The organism is Pseudomonas sp. R3-57 (assembly GCF_051132065.1).
GTDB lineage: Bacteria > Pseudomonadota > Gammaproteobacteria > Pseudomonadales > Pseudomonadaceae > Aquipseudomonas.
The window spans coordinates 1,305,224-1,323,588 of sequence record NZ_CP071655.1; the positions used below are offsets into that span (position 1 = coordinate 1,305,224).

The 18,365-nt window shown below is 59.2% G+C and carries 21 protein-coding genes; 7 read left to right on the forward strand and 14 right to left on the reverse strand.

What is annotated here, in order from left to right:
* Positions 1 to 30 precede the first annotated feature (30 nt).
* Together J3P93_RS06015 and argF are read right to left on the reverse strand one after the other, a co-directional pair.
* Positions 31 to 1,140 (reverse strand): ABC transporter ATP-binding protein, encoded by a 1,110-nt coding sequence (locus tag J3P93_RS06015; RefSeq protein ID WP_434595828.1) that lies wholly within the window; start codon positions 1,138 to 1,140, stop codon positions 31 to 33.
* Positions 1,137 to 2,057 carry an ornithine carbamoyltransferase gene (gene argF, locus J3P93_RS06020; RefSeq protein ID WP_434595830.1) on the reverse strand — a complete coding sequence of 307 codons (921 nt, stop codon included), beginning with the start codon at positions 2,055 to 2,057 and terminating at the stop codon, positions 1,137 to 1,139. Before argF ends, J3P93_RS06015 begins: the two co-directional genes overlap by 4 nt.
* A 404-nt stretch (positions 2,058 to 2,461) precedes the next feature.
* On the opposite strand from argF, the gene J3P93_RS06025 reads away from it, so the two are divergent.
* The 3 genes from J3P93_RS06025 (at position 2,462) to grxD (ending at position 5,434) form a co-directional block, all read left to right on the forward strand.
* A complete protein-coding gene (locus J3P93_RS06025; RefSeq protein ID WP_090285872.1) occupies positions 2,462 to 2,752 on the forward strand; it encodes a hypothetical protein in 291 nt (96 codons plus the stop codon).
* 135 nt (positions 2,753 to 2,887) lie between these two features.
* Positions 2,888 to 4,993 (forward strand): molybdopterin oxidoreductase family protein, encoded by a 2,106-nt coding sequence (locus J3P93_RS06030; protein ID WP_434595832.1) that lies wholly within the window; start codon positions 2,888 to 2,890, stop codon positions 4,991 to 4,993.
* Between the two features lie 99 nt (positions 4,994 to 5,092).
* Positions 5,093 to 5,434: a Grx4 family monothiol glutaredoxin gene (grxD, locus tag J3P93_RS06035; protein WP_130912021.1), complete on the forward strand. Its 342-nt coding sequence runs from the start codon at positions 5,093 to 5,095 to the stop codon at positions 5,432 to 5,434.
* A 177-nt stretch (positions 5,435 to 5,611) separates the two neighbouring features.
* On the opposite strand, the gene bfr is transcribed toward grxD, so the two are convergent.
* Positions 5,612 to 6,085, reverse strand: a complete 474-nt coding sequence (bfr, locus tag J3P93_RS06040; RefSeq protein WP_434595833.1) for a bacterioferritin — start codon at positions 6,083 to 6,085, stop codon at positions 5,612 to 5,614.
* 200 nt (positions 6,086 to 6,285) lie between these two features.
* On the reverse strand, positions 6,286 to 6,504 hold the full coding sequence (locus J3P93_RS06045) for a bacterioferritin-associated ferredoxin (RefSeq protein WP_007953193.1): 219 nt from the start codon (positions 6,502 to 6,504) through the stop codon (positions 6,286 to 6,288).
* A 312-nt stretch (positions 6,505 to 6,816) separates the two neighbouring features.
* On the opposite strand from J3P93_RS06045, the gene J3P93_RS06050 reads away from it, so the two are divergent.
* On the forward strand, positions 6,817 to 7,419 hold the full coding sequence (locus tag J3P93_RS06050) for a peroxiredoxin (protein WP_003227723.1): 603 nt from the start codon (positions 6,817 to 6,819) through the stop codon (positions 7,417 to 7,419).
* A gap of 73 nt (positions 7,420 to 7,492) precedes the next feature.
* Here the strand turns inward: J3P93_RS06050 and rnt are convergent, their stop codons facing one another.
* The gene (gene rnt, locus J3P93_RS06055) at positions 7,493 to 8,170 is read right to left on the reverse strand and encodes a ribonuclease T (RefSeq protein WP_090285860.1); all 678 of its coding nucleotides are present in this window, start codon (positions 8,168 to 8,170) and stop codon (positions 7,493 to 7,495) included.
* Positions 8,167 to 9,213: a dihydroorotase gene (pyrC, locus tag J3P93_RS06060; protein ID WP_434595837.1), complete on the reverse strand. Its 1,047-nt coding sequence runs from the start codon at positions 9,211 to 9,213 to the stop codon at positions 8,167 to 8,169. The genes rnt and pyrC overlap by 4 nt, the downstream gene beginning before the upstream one ends.
* Before the next feature lie 160 nt (positions 9,214 to 9,373).
* On the opposite strand from pyrC, the gene J3P93_RS06065 reads away from it, so the two are divergent.
* Both J3P93_RS06065 and J3P93_RS06070 read left to right on the forward strand, forming a co-directional pair.
* Positions 9,374 to 10,288 carry a flagellar protein MotY gene (locus J3P93_RS06065; protein ID WP_434595839.1) on the forward strand — a complete coding sequence of 305 codons (915 nt, stop codon included), beginning with the start codon at positions 9,374 to 9,376 and terminating at the stop codon, positions 10,286 to 10,288.
* A 129-nt stretch (positions 10,289 to 10,417) separates the two neighbouring features.
* Complete coding sequence (locus tag J3P93_RS06070) at positions 10,418 to 11,635, forward strand: argininosuccinate synthase (RefSeq protein WP_007916658.1); 1,218 nt, start codon at positions 10,418 to 10,420, stop codon at positions 11,633 to 11,635.
* Between the two features lie 129 nt (positions 11,636 to 11,764).
* On the opposite strand, the gene J3P93_RS06075 is transcribed toward J3P93_RS06070, so the two are convergent.
* Positions 11,765 to 12,481, reverse strand: coding sequence for a hypothetical protein (locus tag J3P93_RS06075; protein WP_434595841.1), 717 nt, complete (start codon positions 12,479 to 12,481; stop codon positions 11,765 to 11,767).
* 507 nt (positions 12,482 to 12,988) lie between these two features.
* On the opposite strand from J3P93_RS06075, the gene J3P93_RS06080 reads away from it, so the two are divergent.
* Positions 12,989 to 13,615, forward strand: a complete 627-nt coding sequence (locus J3P93_RS06080) for a response regulator transcription factor (RefSeq protein ID WP_090285851.1) — start codon at positions 12,989 to 12,991, stop codon at positions 13,613 to 13,615.
* A gap of 88 nt (positions 13,616 to 13,703) precedes the next feature.
* Here J3P93_RS06080 and J3P93_RS06085 read toward each other — a convergent pair whose 3' ends face one another.
* The 7 genes from J3P93_RS06085 to J3P93_RS06115 all read right to left on the reverse strand — a co-directional run bounded on the left by J3P93_RS06085 (position 13,704) and on the right by J3P93_RS06115 (position 18,349).
* Positions 13,704 to 13,883 carry a PA3496 family putative envelope integrity protein gene (locus J3P93_RS06085; protein ID WP_434595844.1) on the reverse strand — a complete coding sequence of 60 codons (180 nt, stop codon included), beginning with the start codon at positions 13,881 to 13,883 and terminating at the stop codon, positions 13,704 to 13,706.
* 107 nt (positions 13,884 to 13,990) lie between these two features.
* Positions 13,991 to 14,629: an endonuclease III gene (nth, locus tag J3P93_RS06090; RefSeq protein ID WP_434595846.1), complete on the reverse strand. Its 639-nt coding sequence runs from the start codon at positions 14,627 to 14,629 to the stop codon at positions 13,991 to 13,993.
* Positions 14,626 to 15,207 (reverse strand): Rnf-Nqr domain containing protein, encoded by a 582-nt coding sequence (locus tag J3P93_RS06095; RefSeq protein ID WP_434595847.1) that lies wholly within the window; start codon positions 15,205 to 15,207, stop codon positions 14,626 to 14,628. Before J3P93_RS06095 ends, nth begins: the two co-directional genes overlap by 4 nt.
* Positions 15,204 to 15,809 carry an RnfABCDGE type electron transport complex subunit G gene (locus J3P93_RS06100; protein ID WP_434595848.1) on the reverse strand — a complete coding sequence of 202 codons (606 nt, stop codon included), beginning with the start codon at positions 15,807 to 15,809 and terminating at the stop codon, positions 15,204 to 15,206. The genes J3P93_RS06095 and J3P93_RS06100 overlap by 4 nt, the downstream gene beginning before the upstream one ends.
* Positions 15,806 to 16,789 carry an RnfABCDGE type electron transport complex subunit D gene (locus tag J3P93_RS06105; RefSeq protein ID WP_434595849.1) on the reverse strand — a complete coding sequence of 328 codons (984 nt, stop codon included), beginning with the start codon at positions 16,787 to 16,789 and terminating at the stop codon, positions 15,806 to 15,808. The genes J3P93_RS06100 and J3P93_RS06105 overlap by 4 nt, the downstream gene beginning before the upstream one ends.
* Positions 16,776 to 17,783 (reverse strand): electron transport complex subunit RsxB, encoded by a 1,008-nt coding sequence (gene rsxB, locus J3P93_RS06110; RefSeq protein ID WP_434595850.1) that lies wholly within the window; start codon positions 17,781 to 17,783, stop codon positions 16,776 to 16,778. The genes J3P93_RS06105 and rsxB overlap by 14 nt, the downstream gene beginning before the upstream one ends.
* Entirely contained in the window at positions 17,780 to 18,349 is a 570-nt protein-coding gene (locus tag J3P93_RS06115; RefSeq protein ID WP_434595852.1) for an electron transport complex protein RnfA, read from the reverse strand. Before J3P93_RS06115 ends, rsxB begins: the two co-directional genes overlap by 4 nt.
* Between the last annotated feature and the right edge of the window lie 16 nt (positions 18,350 to 18,365).

The following is an 18,365-nucleotide window of genomic DNA, read 5'->3' on the forward strand; positions in this document are numbered from 1 at the left end:
GCTAGCTCCCACAGGGTATCAATGTGTCGCTTAAAGGGCTGTGCTATGCCGGCGAACGCCATTTTCCACTGCCGGAATCTGCGCCGCCGTGCTGCCGGATGCCTGGAACAGCACCAGATGCTCGGCCACTACCCGAATCCCCACATCGGCACCGACCTGATGGTCCGCATGGCTGGGGAAAATCGATTCCAGTTGCGCACCGGTCGGTAGCTGCAAGCGATACAGCGTCGAAGCGCCGAGGAACGTCTTGCCGACAATCTGCGCCTTCAGTGAGCTATCCGGCGCATAGACAATGTCGTCCGGACGCAGCAACACATCGACCGCACCGCCAATTGGCCAGGTGTAAGCACGGTTGCCGCGCAGTTCACCGAGTTCGGTCTGCACCGACTCCGGGCTGGCGAGTTGCCCGCGAATGAAATAGCCCTGACCGATGAAACTGGCCACATAAGGCGTCGCGGGCTCGTGGTAGAGATTGTACGGGGTGTCCCATTGTTCCAGCCGCCCTTCCTTGAACACCCCGACGTGGTCGCTGACGGCGAAGGCTTCTTCCTGATCGTGGGTCACCAGAATCGCGCTGGTGCCACGTGCCTTGAGAATGTCGCGCACCTCATGGCTGAGCTTGCGTCGCAGTTCGCCATCAAGGTTGGAAAACGGCTCATCGAGCAGCAGCAATTGCGGCTCTGGCGCCAGGGCGCGGGCGAGGGCGACGCGCTGTTGCTGGCCGCCGGACAATTCGTGCGGGAAGCGCTTGCCGAGGTTCTTCAGGTTGACCAGTTCCAGCAGCTCTTCGGTGACGCGTTGCTTGTTCGGGTGCTTGCGAATGCCGAAGGCGATGTTGTCGGCGACGCTCAGGTGCGGGAACAGCGCGTAGTCCTGGAACACCATGCCGATCCGGCGTTTCTCCGGAGCCAGGGTGAACCCGGCGCTGGACAGGGTTTCGCCCCCCAAGGTGATTTCGCCTTCATGCACCGGCTCGAAACCGGCGATGGCGCGCAGCGTGGTGGTCTTGCCGCAGCCCGACGAGCCGAGCAGGCAACCGATGTCGCCGGCGTTGAGGTGCAGATTGAGGTTCTGCACCACACGTTGATCTTGATAGCCGCAAGCGAGGTTGCGCAGGTTCAGCAGTAATTCATGACTCATGCGTGGTGATATGCCGGTTCGACGAGGAACTCGAGCAGGGCCTTCTGTGCGTGGAGACGGTTTTCTGCCTGATCCCAGGCGACGGAGCGCGGGTCATCAAGCAGGTCGAGACTGATTTCTTCGCCGCGGTGCGCCGGCAGGCAATGCATGAACAACACGTCCTCGACGGCGAGGTCGAGCAGGGCACGGTTGACCTGAAACGGCGCGAACAACTTGAGGCGCTTGGCAGTTTCCTCTTCCTGACCCATCGAAGTCCAGACATCGGTGCTCACCAGATGCGCGCCACGCACGGCATCCTGCGGATCACGGACGATGGTGACACGGTCACCGGCACGGGCGACGAACTCGGGGTTCGGCTCATAGCCTTGCGGGCAGGCAACGCGCAACTGGAAGTCGAACTGGATCGCCGCTTCTATATAGCTGTTGCACATGTTGTTGCCATCGCCGATCCACGCCACGGTCTTGCCCTGGATCGAGCCGCGATGTTCGAGGAAGGTTTGCATGTCCGCCAGCAACTGGCACGGATGCAGGTCATCGGACAGGCCGTTGATCACCGGCACGCGCGAGTTGGCGGCGAATTCGGTCAGGGTGCTGTGGGCGAAGGTACGGATCATCACCGCATCGAGCATGCTCGACATGACGATGGCGCAGTCGCCGATCGGCTCGCCACGGCCCAGTTGGGTGTCGCGCGGCGAGAGGAAGATCGCCTGGCCGCCGAGCTGAATCATCCCGGCCTCGAAGGAAATGCGGGTGCGCGTCGAGGACTTTTCGAAGATCATCCCCAGCACGCGGTTTTTCAGAGGCTCGAACAGTACGCCGCGCTTACGCAGGTCCTTGAGCTCAACGCCTCGACGGATCACGCTGACCAGCTCTTCGGGCGTGCAATCCATCAGGGAGAGAAAGTGCCTTGCGCTCATCATTGACTACCTTTTTGCTACCAACCGCAGATGCTCAAAGCCTTGTTTAACGGAACAACGGGCGAGACCTGCGGCGTAAGCCGCACGGGGCGACGGAATAGGGGAAGGCGCGATATTGACATTAAATGTCGCGTTACGCCAATAGGCTACGGTTTACGCGGGAATCGAAGGGCGCGCTGCGCGTTGCAGTCGCGCATTTGCAGCCGGGTTCAGGGCAGCAGCGAGCCTCTTTGTACACTGGCCCCGCCGCGCTTGGCAATGCGCGGCGCCGCACACGGCATGGCTTTGGTCGGTTTGGCGCGGGGTGGCGGTGGATTCGCTTGGTCGGATGGCCGGGTTGAAACATTTGCTAAAGCAAAGTGCCGGGTTATAAATAACATTCGAGCGACGCAGGAAGCCTCCGCATGGAATCGAAAGAACAACTGTTAATGGAACTGCTGGGCCACACGGCTCGCTCCTTGACCCACCTCACCGCGTCGGTCACCTCGATGTCGTTCGAACTGCTGCGCAGTGAAGACGAAGTGGTGAAGACGGCCGGCCGGCACATGATCGACCGCATGGCCACGATCAGCGCCGGGCTCGACGAGCACTGGCGCCTGATTGGCGAACTGACCGGCGTGCACGTCGCTCACGAGCAGATCGAAACCATTCAGGAAATCCAGCTGGCGCCGCCACCCCAGTTGCCGTCGAACTGACGGCTGCAGCGGTATCGGCTCGCCTGATAAGCCCCGATTCACAAGACGAACGTCGCTGGCGCCGTGGTGCTGGCGGGGCCATAGTTTTGTTCCCGTGGGCGCGATCGCCCGCCCCGAACAAGACAGAGACTGGCCATGACCAAGATTCTCCATCATCGTGCCTGCCACCTGTGTGAGGCCATCTGTGGCCTGACCATCGAGACCACTGAAACCGATGGCCATGTCGCAATCACTTCGATCAAGGGCGATGCCCTCGACAGCTTTAGTCGCGGGCACATCTGCCCCAAAGCGGTGGCGCTGCAAGATATCCAGAATGACCCGGATCGCCTGCGCCAACCGATGCGGCGGGTGGGTAGCGAATGGCTGCCGATCGGCTGGGACGAGGCGTTTGCCCTGGTGGCGTCGAAGCTGGCGGCAATTCAGGAGCGTCACGGGCAAAACGCCGTGGCGGTCTATCAGGGCAACCCGAGTGTGCATAACTATGGGCTGATGACCCACAGCAACTACTTTCTCGGCTTGCTGAAAACCCGTAATCGCTACTCGGCGACGTCGGTTGACCAGTTGCCGCATCACCTGAGCAGTTACCTGATGTACGGCCACGGCTTGCTACTGCCGATTCCGGACATCGATCACACCGATTTCATGTTGATCCTTGGCGGTAATCCGCTGGCGTCCAATGGCAGCATCATGACCGTGCCGGATGTCGAGAAACGCCTCAGAGCGATTCAGGCGCGCGGCGGCAAAGTGGTGGTGGTCGATCCGCGCCGCAGCGAAACGGCGGCGATGGCCGATCAGCATCTGTTCGTGCGTCCGGGCGGCGATGCTGCGCTGTTGTTTGGCGTGCTGAACACATTGTTCAGCGAAGGTTTGACTTGCGACAGCCATCTGCCGGTCGATGGCCTCGACGAGGTGCGCGCTGCGGTGGCGACGTTCACGGCGGAGGCGATGAGCCCGTTGTGCGCCGTCCCAGCGGAGCAGATCCGCCAACTGGCGCGCGACTTCGCTGCCGCGCCGAGTGCGGTGTGCTACGGACGCATGGGCGTTTCGACTCAGGCGTTCGGCACGCTGTGTCATTGGCTCGTGCAGTTGATCAACCTGGTCACCGGCAACCTCGACCGCGTCGGCGGTGCTTTATGCACCGAGCCCGCTGTCGATCTGGTGGCTTCGACTTCGGGCGGGCATTTCAATAAATGGCAGAGTCGCGTCTCCGGCCGTCCCGAATACGGTGGCGAGTTGCCGGTGTCGGCGCTGGCCGAGGAAATGCTCACCGGAGGCGACGGGCAGATCCGCGCATTGATCACCGTGGCCGGCAATCCGGTGCTGTCGACACCGAACGGGCGGCAACTGGAGCAGGCGCTGGACGGGCTGGAGTTCATGCTCAGCATCGACCTGTACATCAACGAAACCACGCGCTACGCCGACCTGATCCTGCCATCGACCTCGGCACTGGAAAACGATCACTACGACACCACGTTCAATCTGTTTGCGGTGCGCAATGTCAGTCGCTTCAATCGCGCAATCCTCGCCAAACCTGAAGGTGCGCTGCACGACTGGGAAATCTTCGTCGGCCTCGCCAAAGCGTTTGCGGCGCAGACCGGCAAGGAACTGAAACCGACCATGCCGCCGTCGAAGATGATCGACATGGGCCTGCGCATGGGCCTTTATGGCGACGCGTCCGAACACAAACTGTCGCTGGCGACGTTGTTCGATCATCCGCACGGGATTGATCTGGGCGCTCTGCGGCCCAATCTGGCCGCGCGTCTGAAAACCTCGAATCAGCGAGTCCAGGCCGCACCACCGCAAATACTCGCCGATCTTCAACGCTTCGCCGCATTGCAGGCACCCGCTATCGATCAACTGCTGATGATCGGCCGCCGCCACGTGCGCAGCAACAACTCGTGGATGCACAACTACCATCGTCTGGTGAAAGGCAAACCGCGTCATCAGTTGCTCATGCATCCGGCCGATCTCGCCAGTCGAGGTCTCAGTGACGGCCAGCGAGTACGCGTCAGTTCGCGGGTCGGCCAGATCGAAGTGGAAGTGCTCGGCAGCGAGGACATGATGCAAGGAGTGGTCAGCCTGCCGCACGGTTGGGGCCATGCGCGACCGGGCGTGCAAATGGCAATTGCCAGCGGCCAGCCGGGCTCGAGTGCCAACGACCTGACCGATGAATGCCAACTCGATGAGTTGTCCGGCAACGCGGCGCTCAATGGTGTGCCGGTGACGGTGGTGGCGGCCTGAGCATGTGTCTGTCGGGGAGACCGAGCAGCGCGCTCGGGATTCCGTTACAATGCGCCACCGTGCCGACCCATGAGTCGGAAAGTTCAGCCGAGGTGCTCCATGGATATCATCGAAACGATTAAAGAGCAGATTGCCAACAACACCATTCTGCTTTACATGAAAGGCTCGCCGAATGCCCCGCAGTGCGGCTTCTCCGCAAAAGCTGCGCAGGCTGTCATGGCCTGTGGCGAAAAGTTTGCGTACGTGGACATCCTGCAGAACCCGGAAATCCGCGCCAACCTGCCGAAGTACGCCAACTGGCCGACTTTCCCGCAACTGTGGGTCGGCGGTGAGCTGATCGGCGGCAGCGACATCATGACCGAGATGGCAGCAGACGGTTCGCTGCAAAGCACCATCAAGTCGGCTGTCGAAGCCGCTGCGGCGAACAAGTCCGAAGCTTGATCGCTTTTCTGTAGGAGCGAGCCTGCTCGCGATAGCGTTCTGTCAGTTGGTTGAAATGTTGACTGACCCACCGCCATCGCGAGCAGGCTCACTCCTACAACGCGCCAGGCAATAAAAAGCCCCGCACCTCCAAAGAGGGCGGGGCTTTTTAGTGTCTGGCGTTCAGTGGGCGCTGACTTACTCTTCGCCCATCTGCGATTGCAAATAGTTTTCGATACCGATTTTATCGATCAGGCCCAGTTGGGTTTCCAGCCAGTCGATGTGTTCTTCTTCGGACTCGAGAATGTCTTCGAGCAGTTCACGGCTGCCAAAATCGGCAACGGTTTCGCACTGGGCGATGGCGGCCTTCAGATCGGCGTGGCCGGTCTTCTCGATACGCAGATCGCACTCGAGCATTTCGCGGGTGTGCTCGCCGATGTGCAGCTTGCCCAGGTCCTGTACGTTCGGCAGGCCTTCCAGGAACAGGATGCGCTTGATCAGCTTGTCCGCGTGTTTCATCTCATCGATGGATTCTTTGTATTCGTGCTTGCCGAGCTTGTTCAGACCCCAATCTTCGTACATGCGCGCATGCAGAAAGTACTGATTGATCGCGACCAGCTCATTGGCGAGGATCTTGTTGAGATGCTGGATGACGGTAATGTCGCCTTTCATGATCGGAGTCCTGCCCTGTAATCGCGGTATATAAGGCGGAGTTTGAGCTTCACACTTATAAGTGTCAAACCTAAGTTATTGAATAATATATGAAAATTAATCGGAATAAGAATGTTTGTGTTCCGCGTCTTGACGCTAAGCGATTGATTTTCAGGCATAAAAAAACCGGACATAAGTCCGGTTCTTTGAAATTGGGCTGATCAGGCGGCAGTAAATTCTGCAGGATAAGGAATCGCGGCCTGAGCGGTTTGCAGCTTGGTCAGGGTTTCGCGGACCACTTCCTTGGCCAGGCACGCGCATTTGCCGCACTGGCTGGCGACGCCGGTCGCCTGGCGAACTTCTTTATAGCTGCAGCAACCTTCATAGATCGCTTCGCGGATCTGTCCGTCGGTGACGCCAGTGCAGAGGCAAACATACATAAGTAAGAACCGTCGCTGGTTGTGACTCAATTGCGATGGATCTTAATGTTAACGAGAATGATTGTCAAAGTGCTTTACGGCAGCTTTTGGCCTTATTTGGCTCATGACTGACGAACGGTGTTTGAGCGCCGTTTGACTGTCCCTATAAATGCCAAACGGACAGCCGACCTGGAAAATCCGTTGAGGACAGGCGAAAAACGCAGTGTATGATGGTCGTCCCTTGCGAAGAGGGTTTGTGTCACAGGGCTGTCGCCTGAGGGTGGCAGGCTGGCCCGGACCCTGAACTTCAAGTCTTTACACCAGGAGATATCAATGAGCGTACTCGTAGGCAAACAAGCCCCTGACTTCACCGTCCCGGCCGTACTCGGCAATGGCGAGATCGTTGACAGCTTCACCCTGTCCTCGGCCATCAAAGGCAAATACGGCCTGGTGTTCTTCTACCCGCTGGACTTCACCTTCGTCTGCCCGTCCGAGCTGATCGCTCTGGACAACCGCATGGCCGACTTCAAGGCACGCAACGTTGAAGTGATCGCTGTGTCGATCGACTCGCACTTCACCCACAACGCGTGGCGCAACACCCCGGTCAACAATGGCGGTATCGGCCAGGTGAAATACACCATGGCAGCCGACATGAAGCACGACATCGCCAAGGCCTACGACGTTGAGTCCGAAGGCGGCGTGGCGTTCCGTGGCGCGTTCCTGATCGACGACAAGGGCGTTGTCCGCTCGCAGATCATCAACGACCTGCCGCTGGGCCGTAACATGGAAGAGCTGATCCGCCTGGTCGACGCGCTGCAATTCCACGAAGAGCACGGCGAAGTCTGCCCTGCCAACTGGAAGAAAGGCGACAAAGGCATGAACGCTTCGCCAGAAGGCGTTGCGGCTTACCTGACCGAGAACGCTGCTGCCCTCTAAAGCGCAACGTCGAGGTATAAAAAACCGGCCCAAGTGGCCGGTTTTTTTGTGCTCGGGTTTTATTCGGCGAGGATCAATCGTCGAAATCTTCCCAGCCGCCCATCTGCTTCCAGCGGTTGACGATGCCGCAGAACAGCTCAGCGGTTTTCTCGGTGTCGTAACGCGCCGAGTGCGCCTCGCGGCCATCAAAATCGATGCCGGCGGCCTGGCAGGCTTTGGCCAGCACGGTTTGACCGTAGGCCAGACCGGCCAGCGTCGCGGTGTCGAAGCTGGAGAAGGGGTGGAACGGGTTGCGCTTCATGTCCAGACGCGCAACTGCCGCGTTGAGGAAGCCCAGATCGAAGCTGCTGTTATGCCCAACGAGAATCGCCCGCTTGCAGCCGTTGGCCTTCAGCGCCTTGCGAATGCCGCGGAAGATGTCGGTCAGCGCGGTTTCTTCGCTGACCGCCATGCGCAACGGATGATCGAGTTTGATCCCGGTGAACTCCAGCGCCGCCGCTTCGACGTTGGCGCCTTCGAACGGCTCGACGCGGAAGAAGTAGGTGTGATCCGGGTACACAAAACCCTTTTCATCCATGGCGATGGTGGTCGCGGCGATCTCCAGCAAGGCATCGGTGGCCGCGTTGAAGCCACCGGTTTCTACGTCGACGACAACCGGCAGGTAGCCGCGAAAACGTGCTGCCATTGGATGGCGGGAACCGCCGCCGCCATTTTGACCGTCCAGTTCGTCGTCGAAATGCTCTTCACTCACGCGTGTTCCTCCAGCAGGCGCCAGCGCAGTTTTTCACCGGCGCGCAGCGGGATAACGGTCAGCTCGCCGAAAGGCAGACTGGTCGGGGCGGTCCATTCTTCACGAACCAGGGTGATGCGGTCGGTGTTTACCGGCAAACCGTAGAAGCGCGGGCCGTTGAGGCTGGCGAAGGCTTCGAGCTTGTCCAGTGCGTTACGCTGTTCGAACGCTTCGGCGTACATCTCGATCGCGGCGTACGCGGTGTAGCAGCCGGCGCAGCCGCAGGCGGCTTCCTTGGCGTGCTGGGCGTGCGGGGCCGAGTCGGTGCCGAGGAAGAACTTCGCGCTGCCGCTGGTGGCGGCGTCGAGCAAGGCTTCCTGATGCGTATTGCGCTTGAGGATCGGCAGGCAATAGAAGTGCGGCCGAATCCCGCCCACCAGCATGTGGTTGCGGTTGTACAGCAGGTGATGCGCGGTGATGGTCGCGCCGACGTTGACCGAAGCCTCGTTGACGAACTGCACGGCGTCACCGGTGGTGATGTGTTCGAACACCACTTTCAGCGTCGGGAACCGCTCGACGACACGGCGCATGTGTTCGTCGATGAAAATCTTTTCGCGGTCGAACACATCGACGTCGCCACGGGTGACTTCACCATGGATCAACAGCGGCATGCCGACTTCGGCCATGGCTTCCAGTGCCGGGAAAATCTTGTCGATGCTGGTGACACCGGAATCGGAGTTGGTGGTCGCACCGGCCGGGTACAGCTTGGCGGCATGCACGAAACCGCTGGCCTTGGCTTCACGAATTTCTTCGGGCTGGGTGCGGTCGGTGAGGTACAGCACCATCAGCGGCTCAAAGCGACTGCCGGCCGGGCGGGCAGCGAGGATCCGCTGGCGATAGCCGTGGGCTTCAGCGGCGTTGCGCACCGGTGGTACCAGGTTGGGCATGATGATCGCGCGCCCGAAGGTGCGAGCCACATCGGCAACGGTATTGGTCAACACGGCACCATCGCGAAGATGAATGTGCCAGTCGTCGGGACGCAGCAGGGTCAGGCGGTCGGACATGGGGGGCTTCCAGGCGGGTCAAACTGAGGCGAATGCTACCGGAAAAGACTCTTGCAGGCACTCGCTATCAAGTTTTGCGGCAAGCGTCCGATATCCCGAAGGTATGCCGTAAACATTGTGTGAATCGGTGTTTGTGTTTCACAAGCCAATGGAGCCTCCCGTGCGCCAGCGTTATCTAGCCTTGCTCAGTGTGTTTGCCAGCCTCCCTGCGATGGCGCTCACCTACCAGACCCGTCTGGAGAACATTGAGTGGACGGTCGCCGGCGACAAATTCGAGTGCCGTCTGACCCAGCCGATCACCGATTTCGGTTCGGGCGAGTTCGTGCGCAAGGCCGGCGAGCAGGCGATCTTCCGCCTCAACGCCTACAACGCCATGCTCGGCGGCGGTTCGGCGACCTTGCTGGCGGCCGCTGCACCCTGGCAGCCGGGGCGTGGCGACATCAATCTGGGCAGCGTGCGGCTGGGCAGCGGCAATGTCCTGTTCAACAGTTCGCAGTCGCAGGCCGGTGGGCTGATCAGCGGCCTGCTGGACGGTCGCAGTCCGGTCGTGCGCCGTGCATCGGGCGATGGCCGGGTCTCGGAAGTGCGTCTGCTGCCGGTCAAGTTCAGCAAGGCCTTCAACGATTATCAGACTTGTGTGGCGAAGTTGTTGCCGCAGAATTTTGACCAGATCAAGCAATCGCAGATCGGCTTTCCCGGCGAAGGCGTTGATCTCGACCCGGCTGCCAAAGCCAAACTGCAAGTGATGCTCGAATACATGAAGGCTGACCCGTCGGTGAACCACATCGAACTCGACGGCCACTCGGACAACAGCGGCAATCGCCTGACCAACCGTGAACTGTCACGCCGCCGAGCGCTGGCGGTGGTCGACTTCTTCAAGGCCAATGGCATTCAGGAGTCGCAGATCACTGTGCGTTTCCATGGCGAGCAGTATCCGATCGTGCCGAACACCAACAAAGCCAACCGGGCGAAGAATCGTCGCGTCAATGTGAAACTGGCGCGCGTCGCACCGACGACAGCCCCGGCCCCGACGCCACAAGCGGGTACGCCCGCCACTGCTGCAGCGACTTCCTGACTCGTCGGTCATCGTCGCGCTCTCGACAGATTCTGTCGCTTTGTCGTCTTAAGCTGTCGCGCCTCTGTAAATTATCGCGTTGGAGCGGTAGACTCCCCGGCTTTCCGTAGAACCCCGTGGAGTGATGGCATGGCGGACGTAAACAAGGTCGTTCTGGCGTATTCCGGCGGCCTGGACACTTCGGTGATCCTCAAGTGGCTGCAGGATACTTATAACTGTGAAGTGGTGACCTTCACCGCCGATCTCGGTCAAGGCGAAGAGGTCGAGCCGGCCCGCGCCAAGGCCCAGGCCATGGGCGTCAAAGAAATCTACATCGACGACCTGCGCGAAGAGTTTGTGCGTGATTTCGTCTTCCCGATGTTCCGCGCCAACACCGTTTACGAAGGCGAGTACCTGCTGGGTACTTCCATCGCACGTCCGCTGATCGCCAAGCGTCTGATCGAAATCGCCAACGAAACCGGCGCCGACGCCATTTCCCATGGCGCCACCGGCAAGGGCAACGACCAGGTGCGTTTCGAGCTGGGTGCTTACGCGCTCAAGCCAGGTGTGAAAGTGATTGCCCCTTGGCGTGAGTGGGACTTGCTGTCCCGCGAGAAGCTGATGGACTACGCCGAGAAGCACGCGATCCCGATCGAACGTCACGGCAAAAAGAAATCGCCGTACTCGATGGACGCCAACCTGCTGCACATCTCCTATGAAGGCGGCGTGCTGGAAGACACCTGGACCGAGCACGAAGAAGACATGTGGAAATGGACCGTCTCCCCGGAGAACGCTCCTGACAAAGCGCAATACCTGGAATTGACCTACCGTAACGGCGACATCGTTGCGCTGGACGGCGTTGAAATGACTCCGGCCACCGTGCTGGCGACGCTGAACAAGATCGGTGGTGCTCACGGTATCGGCCGTCTCGACATTGTCGAAAACCGTTATGTCGGCATGAAGTCCCGTGGCTGCTACGAAACCCCGGGCGGCACCATCATGCTGCGCGCGCACCGCGCCATCGAGTCAATCACCCTGGACCGCGAAGTCGCTCACCTCAAAGACGAGTTGATGCCGAAATACGCCAGCCTGATCTACACCGGCTACTGGTGGAGCCCGGAGCGTCTGATGCTGCAACAGATGATCGACGCATCGCAGGTCAACGTGAACGGTGTCGTGCGCCTGAAGCTGTACAAGGGCAACGTCATCGTCACCGGCCGCAAGTCCGACGATTCGCTGTTCGACTCCAACATCGCGACCTTCGAAGAAGACGGCGGCGCTTACAACCAGGCCGACGCGGCGGGCTTCATCAAGCTCAACGCGCTGCGCATGCGCATTGCTGCCAACAAGGGCCGCAAGCTGTTCTAGGCATCAAACGCTGACGCACAACAAAAAGGGCGGCCTTGTCTTCGAGACAGGGTCGCCCTTTTTGCATCAATGGGTGGCTGCTCCGACCGAGCATTTTTCCAGGCACCGGCGCGTGGCAGTGGCTCATTTTCAGACTGTTCCCAGACGCGTCACCGCTTGTGAGCAGAGGTTATAGACGATGCACAGCGTTTTACCGGAGCCTTTCTTGATCTGCCTGGCTTGCAACAGCGCATGTTGGGTAAGCAAGACATCCGATACATGATTGGAAAGAAATACAATCACTCGCGCCGTTTTGCGATCAAGGTTGCGGATGTTGTCCAGAATCGTCGCCAGTTCCTTTGCCGCATCGACATCCCGGGCATCGATCAGATGCAAATGACTGACCCACGCCGGCAATTGAATATTGTGCTGAACGATCTGACTGGATTTCGCATTGCTATTCGTCGGCGGATCGGCCGCATTGTGGACTTTGCACGAATCTTTGCGCTCGACACTGCCGGACTCGCTGGGGACGATGCAACTCGATAGCCCGAATGTACCTTGATCGCAGGGCTCCGAGGATGGTGCGTTTCGCTTGCTGTCGCGTTCATTGTTATCTATCACTTTGAGAAAGTTCTTGTCTTTATCAAAGTCTGACGGAGAATACAGAGAGCGATAGTTGAAGTTCAGGGTGATAAAGAAAAGAAACAGCAAGTAGAAAGGAAAGCTTATAAGGAACCACACATATATCTCCCTGTCCTTATTGTCCAGAAAAGGCAGGGAAACCGCCGCGGATGTTTCCGAGATGGCTGCAAATATGGCAATTACCGTCATTGGATTGGCGATCTTGTTTTTTAGTTTGATCATCTTTGTGCTCTTTGTTTTGATCTTTCTCATGGTCAATGTTTGTGTTGGTTGAGTTGTTTTAGTTGGGCTTTGTGCGTTCATATTTATAGAAAAAATATTGCCTTGGGTATAAATATCTTGTTTCAAGTGTTTATGTATCGAGGGGTTTTTCGCTAGCCGTATAAGCGACGGCTTCTGCATGTGTGCAATTGTTAAGGCATATGTTTCACAGTTCGGATCAGGCGGCTTCAAGCGGCGTTGGAACGCAGGTAGAGATCGCGATCAATCCTGCTGCCGATGCTGTCAGACGCACCCTGAAACAAAAGTAAAGGCGAAATCTTGCCGTAGGCCAAACAGCCAAAAGCGTCAGATGTTTAGGAAGTTAGCGATTTTTTGTAGGATTAATCCGCGATCGCTGTAGGGTATGTCTCTCGATGCAAGTGCGTGTCAACCCTGGCATGCCATGGAGCAAGTGACTGGGCTATTGTGCGTGTTCTAAAAATTCGAACAGCGAAACTGGACTTGCCCATGAATAAAGTGCTGATCGTGGATGATCACCCTGTCATTCGTCTTGCGGTGCGTATGCTAATGGAGCGTCATGGCTACGAAGTCATCGCAGAGACGGATAACGGTGTGGATGCGTTACAACTTGCTCGAGAACAAATGCCGGATATTGTCATTCTGGATATTGGCATTCCGAAACTTGACGGCCTGGAAGTTATCGCACGGCTGAGCTCGACGGCTATGCCTATAAAAGTACTGGTGCTGACTTCGCAGGCGCCCGGGCACTTTTCGATGCGTTGCATGCAATCGGGGGCCGCCGGCTATGTGTGCAAACAGCAGGACCTCACCGAATTGCTCAGTGCGATCAAGGCGGTGTTGTCCGGTTACAGCTATTTTCCCAACCAGGCCTTGCACACCGTGCGCACCAGTCTGGGCAATGCCAGCGAAGCGGACATGGTGGATCGTCTGTCCGGTCGGGAGATGATGGTTTTGCAGCAACTGGCGCGAGGCAAGACCAACAAGGAAATTGCCGACGGCATGTTTTTGAGCAACAAGACCGTGAGCACCTACAAGACGCGCTTGTTATTAAAGCTCAACGCGCGTTCGCTGGTCGATCTGATCGAGCTGGCACAGCGAAACGGTCTGGTCTGAATATACTGAAAGCTGACAGGTCATGGGCCGGCCGGAGCCAGTGTATTGCAGAAAGTAAAAAGCCTCCGGTTCGGGAGGCTTTCAAGTATCAAAGATCAAAATCGTAATCAGCCAATTGCCTTTGCAGTCGGCGCTCCTCAAGCAGGTTATCGATGGTGCGGCGCTTGCTCAGGTTGGTCTTTGCAACTTCTACGACGGGCTCTACCTCGTCGGCCTCAACGGCGACAAAATCGTCTTCTACGTCCAATTGCTCTTTGTCGGCACTCATAAGGTTAGCTCCCGGCCAAGTTTGCCTTTGGCGCTCCTTATATCGACATTCGGTTGGCGGGTAAAAAAGTTTTTTTCAATCGGCTTATCAGTTATTCCAATAGCCGCTCAATCGTCAGAAGTTTTTGCTTTGTACTCGCACAGGTCTTCTATCCGGCAACTGCCACAGCGCGGCTTGCGCGCCAGGCACACATAACGTCCGTGCAGGATCAGCCAGTGGTGGGAGTCGAGCAGGAATTCCCTGGGCACAAATTTCATCAGTTTCATTTCCACTTCAACCACATTTTTGCCCGGCGCAATGCCGGTGCGGTTGCTGACCCGAAAGATGTGGGTATCGACGGCCATGGTCAGTTGCCGGAACGCGGTATTAAGCACCACGTTGGCGGTCTTGCGGCCCACACCGGGCAAGGCTTCCAGTTCTTCACGGGTTTGCGGCACTTCACCACCGTGGCGTTCGACCAGCAGGCGGCAGGTTTCAATGACGTTTTTCGCCTTGCTGTTGTAGAGGCCGATGGTCTTGATGTATTCGGACAGCCCTTCAACGCCCAAGGCATGGATCGCGGCCGGCGTATTCGCCACCGGGAACAGCTTCGCCGTGGCCTTGTTGACGCCCACGTCCGTCGACTGGGCCGACAGAATCACCGCGATCAACAGCTCGAATGGCGACGAATACGCCAGTTCGGTTTTCGGCTCTGGGTTGTCTTCGTGCAGACGGCGGAAAATCTCCAGACGTTTTGCGGCATTCATGGGCGATGCGTTTCCTTTGAATTCAATTTCGGGCGAACCAGCGCCTGACGCGCTGCCAGCAGCAGCGCCAATACAATAAAAGCGCCGGGGATCAGACTGATCAGTGGCAGTCCGTCGCTGAACAGGACGATGCCTTGCCAGCTGTCGAAGGGGCTACGGCCAAGACTGCCACTCCCCGCGAGTTCGCGCACAGCCCCTAGCAGCAACAGCAATGCACCGAACACAGCGCAGAGTTTGCCGCGCTCAGCCAGTGCCTGGCGCCAAAAGCCATTGTATTCAAGCACCACACATTGCAAGGCGATCAAACTGGCATACAGGCCGAAGGCTTGCTGCCAGGGCAGAAACCAGCGTTGCGCCAACACATCTGCGCAACTGCTGAGCGCGGCGGCGAGCAAGACGCTGACCAGCAATCGGCCTGTTTCCGTCAATCGCGGGCGTAACGAGCGCATGCACAGACCGTACAGGCCCACGACAACGCTGAATACCAACAACGTGCCGATTGCGCTGACCAGTGAACCACTGCTGCCCAGCAGCAACGGCAGCATCAGACAGTGGGCCAGACCCGGCGACGGCTTCATGTTCCGCTCCCCAGCAGCGCGGCGCGATGGTCATCAAAATAGCGCAGGGCGTCATGCACCGCATTGATGACTGCGCGAGAAGTGACGGTCGCTCCGGCGATCTGATCGAACTGTCCTTCATCCTTCTTCAGCGCCCAGCCTGCTGCCGTCGGCGTATCACTCGACTTGCCGGCAAACGCCTGCAGCCAGGTACTCGGTCGGTCCGCCAGGTGCCCGCCAAGCGCTGGTGTTTCTTGCTGTTCTAACGTTTTCACCGCGAGCAACCTGCCATTCGGCTCGATGGCGATCAACAATTCGATGACGCCCACATAGCCCTGGGTCTGACTGTGCAACAGTATTGCAACGGGCTTGCCGGTCAGGGTCGCGCGATAGCCTGCGCTCAACTGGCTGTGGTCCAGTCGGGTATCGGTCAAACTCAGTGGTTGTTGCAGCGGCTGGTTGTCGTAGCTCTCCGGCGGCAGCATGTCGAGCCATTTACGGTTGTCGAGCAGTTGCTGCGCGGCGGCGATTTGTGGCGTGCTCCCACGCTGTACAAGGTAAGTCGCGGCGATACCGCTGATAGCCACCAGCAGCACGATCACCGTGCTGGCCCGGCGCTTCACGGGGTCACCTTGATCTGGCGATTGGCGACGAATCGCTCCAGCGCCGGCACGCAGAGATTCATCAGCAACACCGCAAACGCCAGCCCGTCCGGGTAGCCGCCCCACGTGCGGATCACGTATGTCAGCAACCCGACCCCGACGCCAAAGAGCAGGCGCGCCAGCGCGGTTTTCGCGCCGCAGACCGGTTCAGTGACAATGAAGAACGCGCCGAGCATGGTCGCGCCGCTGAGTAGATGAAACAGTGGCGAGCCATGCGAATCCGACCCCGAGCCATTCCAGCACAGCAGGCTGATCACCAACAGACTGGCGAGCATGCCCAGCGGTGCGTGCCAGCTGAACACCCGACGCTGCAACAAGAACACGCCACCGGCCAAAAAGGCCAGATTCACCCACTCGGCAGCGCGTCCGCCAAAATGCCCGAACGCCGGATGGCTGGCGAACAGTTCGTCGATGGTCAGGCTGGCGTTGACGCGCAGCGTGTCCAGCGCGGTCGCCTGCGCCCAAGCGTCCGGCGCCTGACTCCAGCCAAATATCGGCTGCAAGCTTGCCGCCAGATCCAGACCATGGGCCGGCCACAGGGTCATCGCTCTCGGGAACATGACCATCACCAACGCAAAACCGAGCATCGCCGGATTGAACGGGTTTTTCCCCGTGCCGCCGTACACGTGCTTGCCAAACAGCAGGCCCCCGGCGGTTGCCGTCACCGTCAGCCACCATGGGCAATAGGCCGGCAGTGCGGCCGCCAGCAATGTTGCACTGACCAGCGCACTGCCGTCGCGAAGCGTCGGCTGCACAGGCTGTCGGCGCAGTTGCGCAACGCCCGCTTCGACGATCAGGGCGGTGGTGATCGCCAGTATCAGGTTGATCAACACGCCCCAACCGTAAGACCACAACAGCGTCAGCAGCCCTGGCACCGTAGCCAGCAGCAAGGTTTTCATCGCCTGTTGCAGGCGATCGTCCGCTGCCTCAAGGGGCGGCATGTTCGCTTACCTGACGCTCGGCGGCTTGCAGTCGCGCGCGGGCCTCTTGAAGAATTTCGACGGGAGTGTCGGCGTTACGTTCGAGCTTGCCGTATTCGGCGCGACACATCGCCAGCTGGATCTTGGCGCGCTTCAAGTCGGCGTCTATGGCGGGCGGTGGTGCTGCGGCTGTGGGGGCGGCGCTGTTTTCCAGTTGCGCCAGCGCCTCTTCGGCCGCTTCGAACTGGCGCTGCAGGACAATCAATTGCGCCTGCTGCTCAAAGGTCGGTGGATGGCCGAAGGCTTTCAGCGATTTGTGCAGTTGCGCGCGGCTCATCGCAACCTCGACTTTGGCTTTTTTCACCGCCGCATCCGCGTTCGTCGCTTTTTGCGCGCGCACCCGTTCGAGTGCCGCTTGCACCGGGTCGGTGGTGCTCACTTGCGCTTGCGCCGGTCGCTTTGCCCGCGCCTCACGCTCAGCCTGTTTCTGTTGCTCTTCACGATGCAGGCGCTCGTTGCGCCGCTCGAAACGTTGCCGTGCGTGATCACGTTTGGCGGCGCGCGCGCGTTGCTCGTCGAGGCTGAACGCCAGCCCGCCCACCACCGGCAACGTCTCGGGTGGCAGCGGATGCATTTCGATGCAGTCCACCGGGCACGGCGCCACGCACAGGTCACAACCGGTGCATTCGTCGATCAGGACGGTGTGCATCAGTTTCGCCGCGCCGACAATCGCGTCGACCGGGCAAGCCTGAATGCACTTGGTGCAGCCGATGCACTCGGCTTCGCGAATGAACGCCACCTGGGCCGGCGCCGGGCCGCGGCTGACGTCCAGTTCCAGCACCGGCACTTTCAACAGCTCGGCCAGCGCAGCGATGGTTTCTTCGCCACCGGGCGGACACTTGTTGATCGGCTCGCCGGCGGCAATGCCTTGCGCGTAGGGTTTGCATCCGGGATGGCCGCACTTGCCGCACTGGGTCTGCGGCAGAAGAGCATCGATGCGTTGAATCAGACTCATGTTTTGATCAGTCCACTGAATCCGAGAAAAATCACTGCCATCAGTCCTGCGCCGAGCAGATCGATCGGCAAGCCGCGAAAGGGCAGAGGGATATCGTTACCCGCCGTACGTTCGCGCAAATCGCTGAACAGGCCCAATACCAACCAGAACCCCAACCCGGCACCCAGGCTCAGCGCCATTGTGTGAAGCAGGCCTTGATCGTTTTGCGCATTGATCAATGCCAGGCCGAGTACGCCGGCATTGCCCAGCAACAGCGGCCATAAGCCGTCGAAGGGCAGTTTCGGCAACCCGCGCCCCAGGCCTTTGAGCAGCGGTGCGATCAGCAAAACGCTCAACGGCAAAAACACGAACAGGCGCAGGGCTTGCAGTTGCAGCGGCACCAGCAGCCAGTGCCAGATCGCGTAGCCCACCACGCCGACGACAACCATCAGACACAAGGTCGCCAGCCCCAACGCGTGCACCTGGCGCCGGCTGCCCGCCAACAGCGGATCGACGCCCAGCGGCCAGTGCAACACGAAGTTGTTGAGCAGCGCGGCACTGATCAGCGTTAGGACGAATTCGGTCATGGTTCTGCCAGCGAAA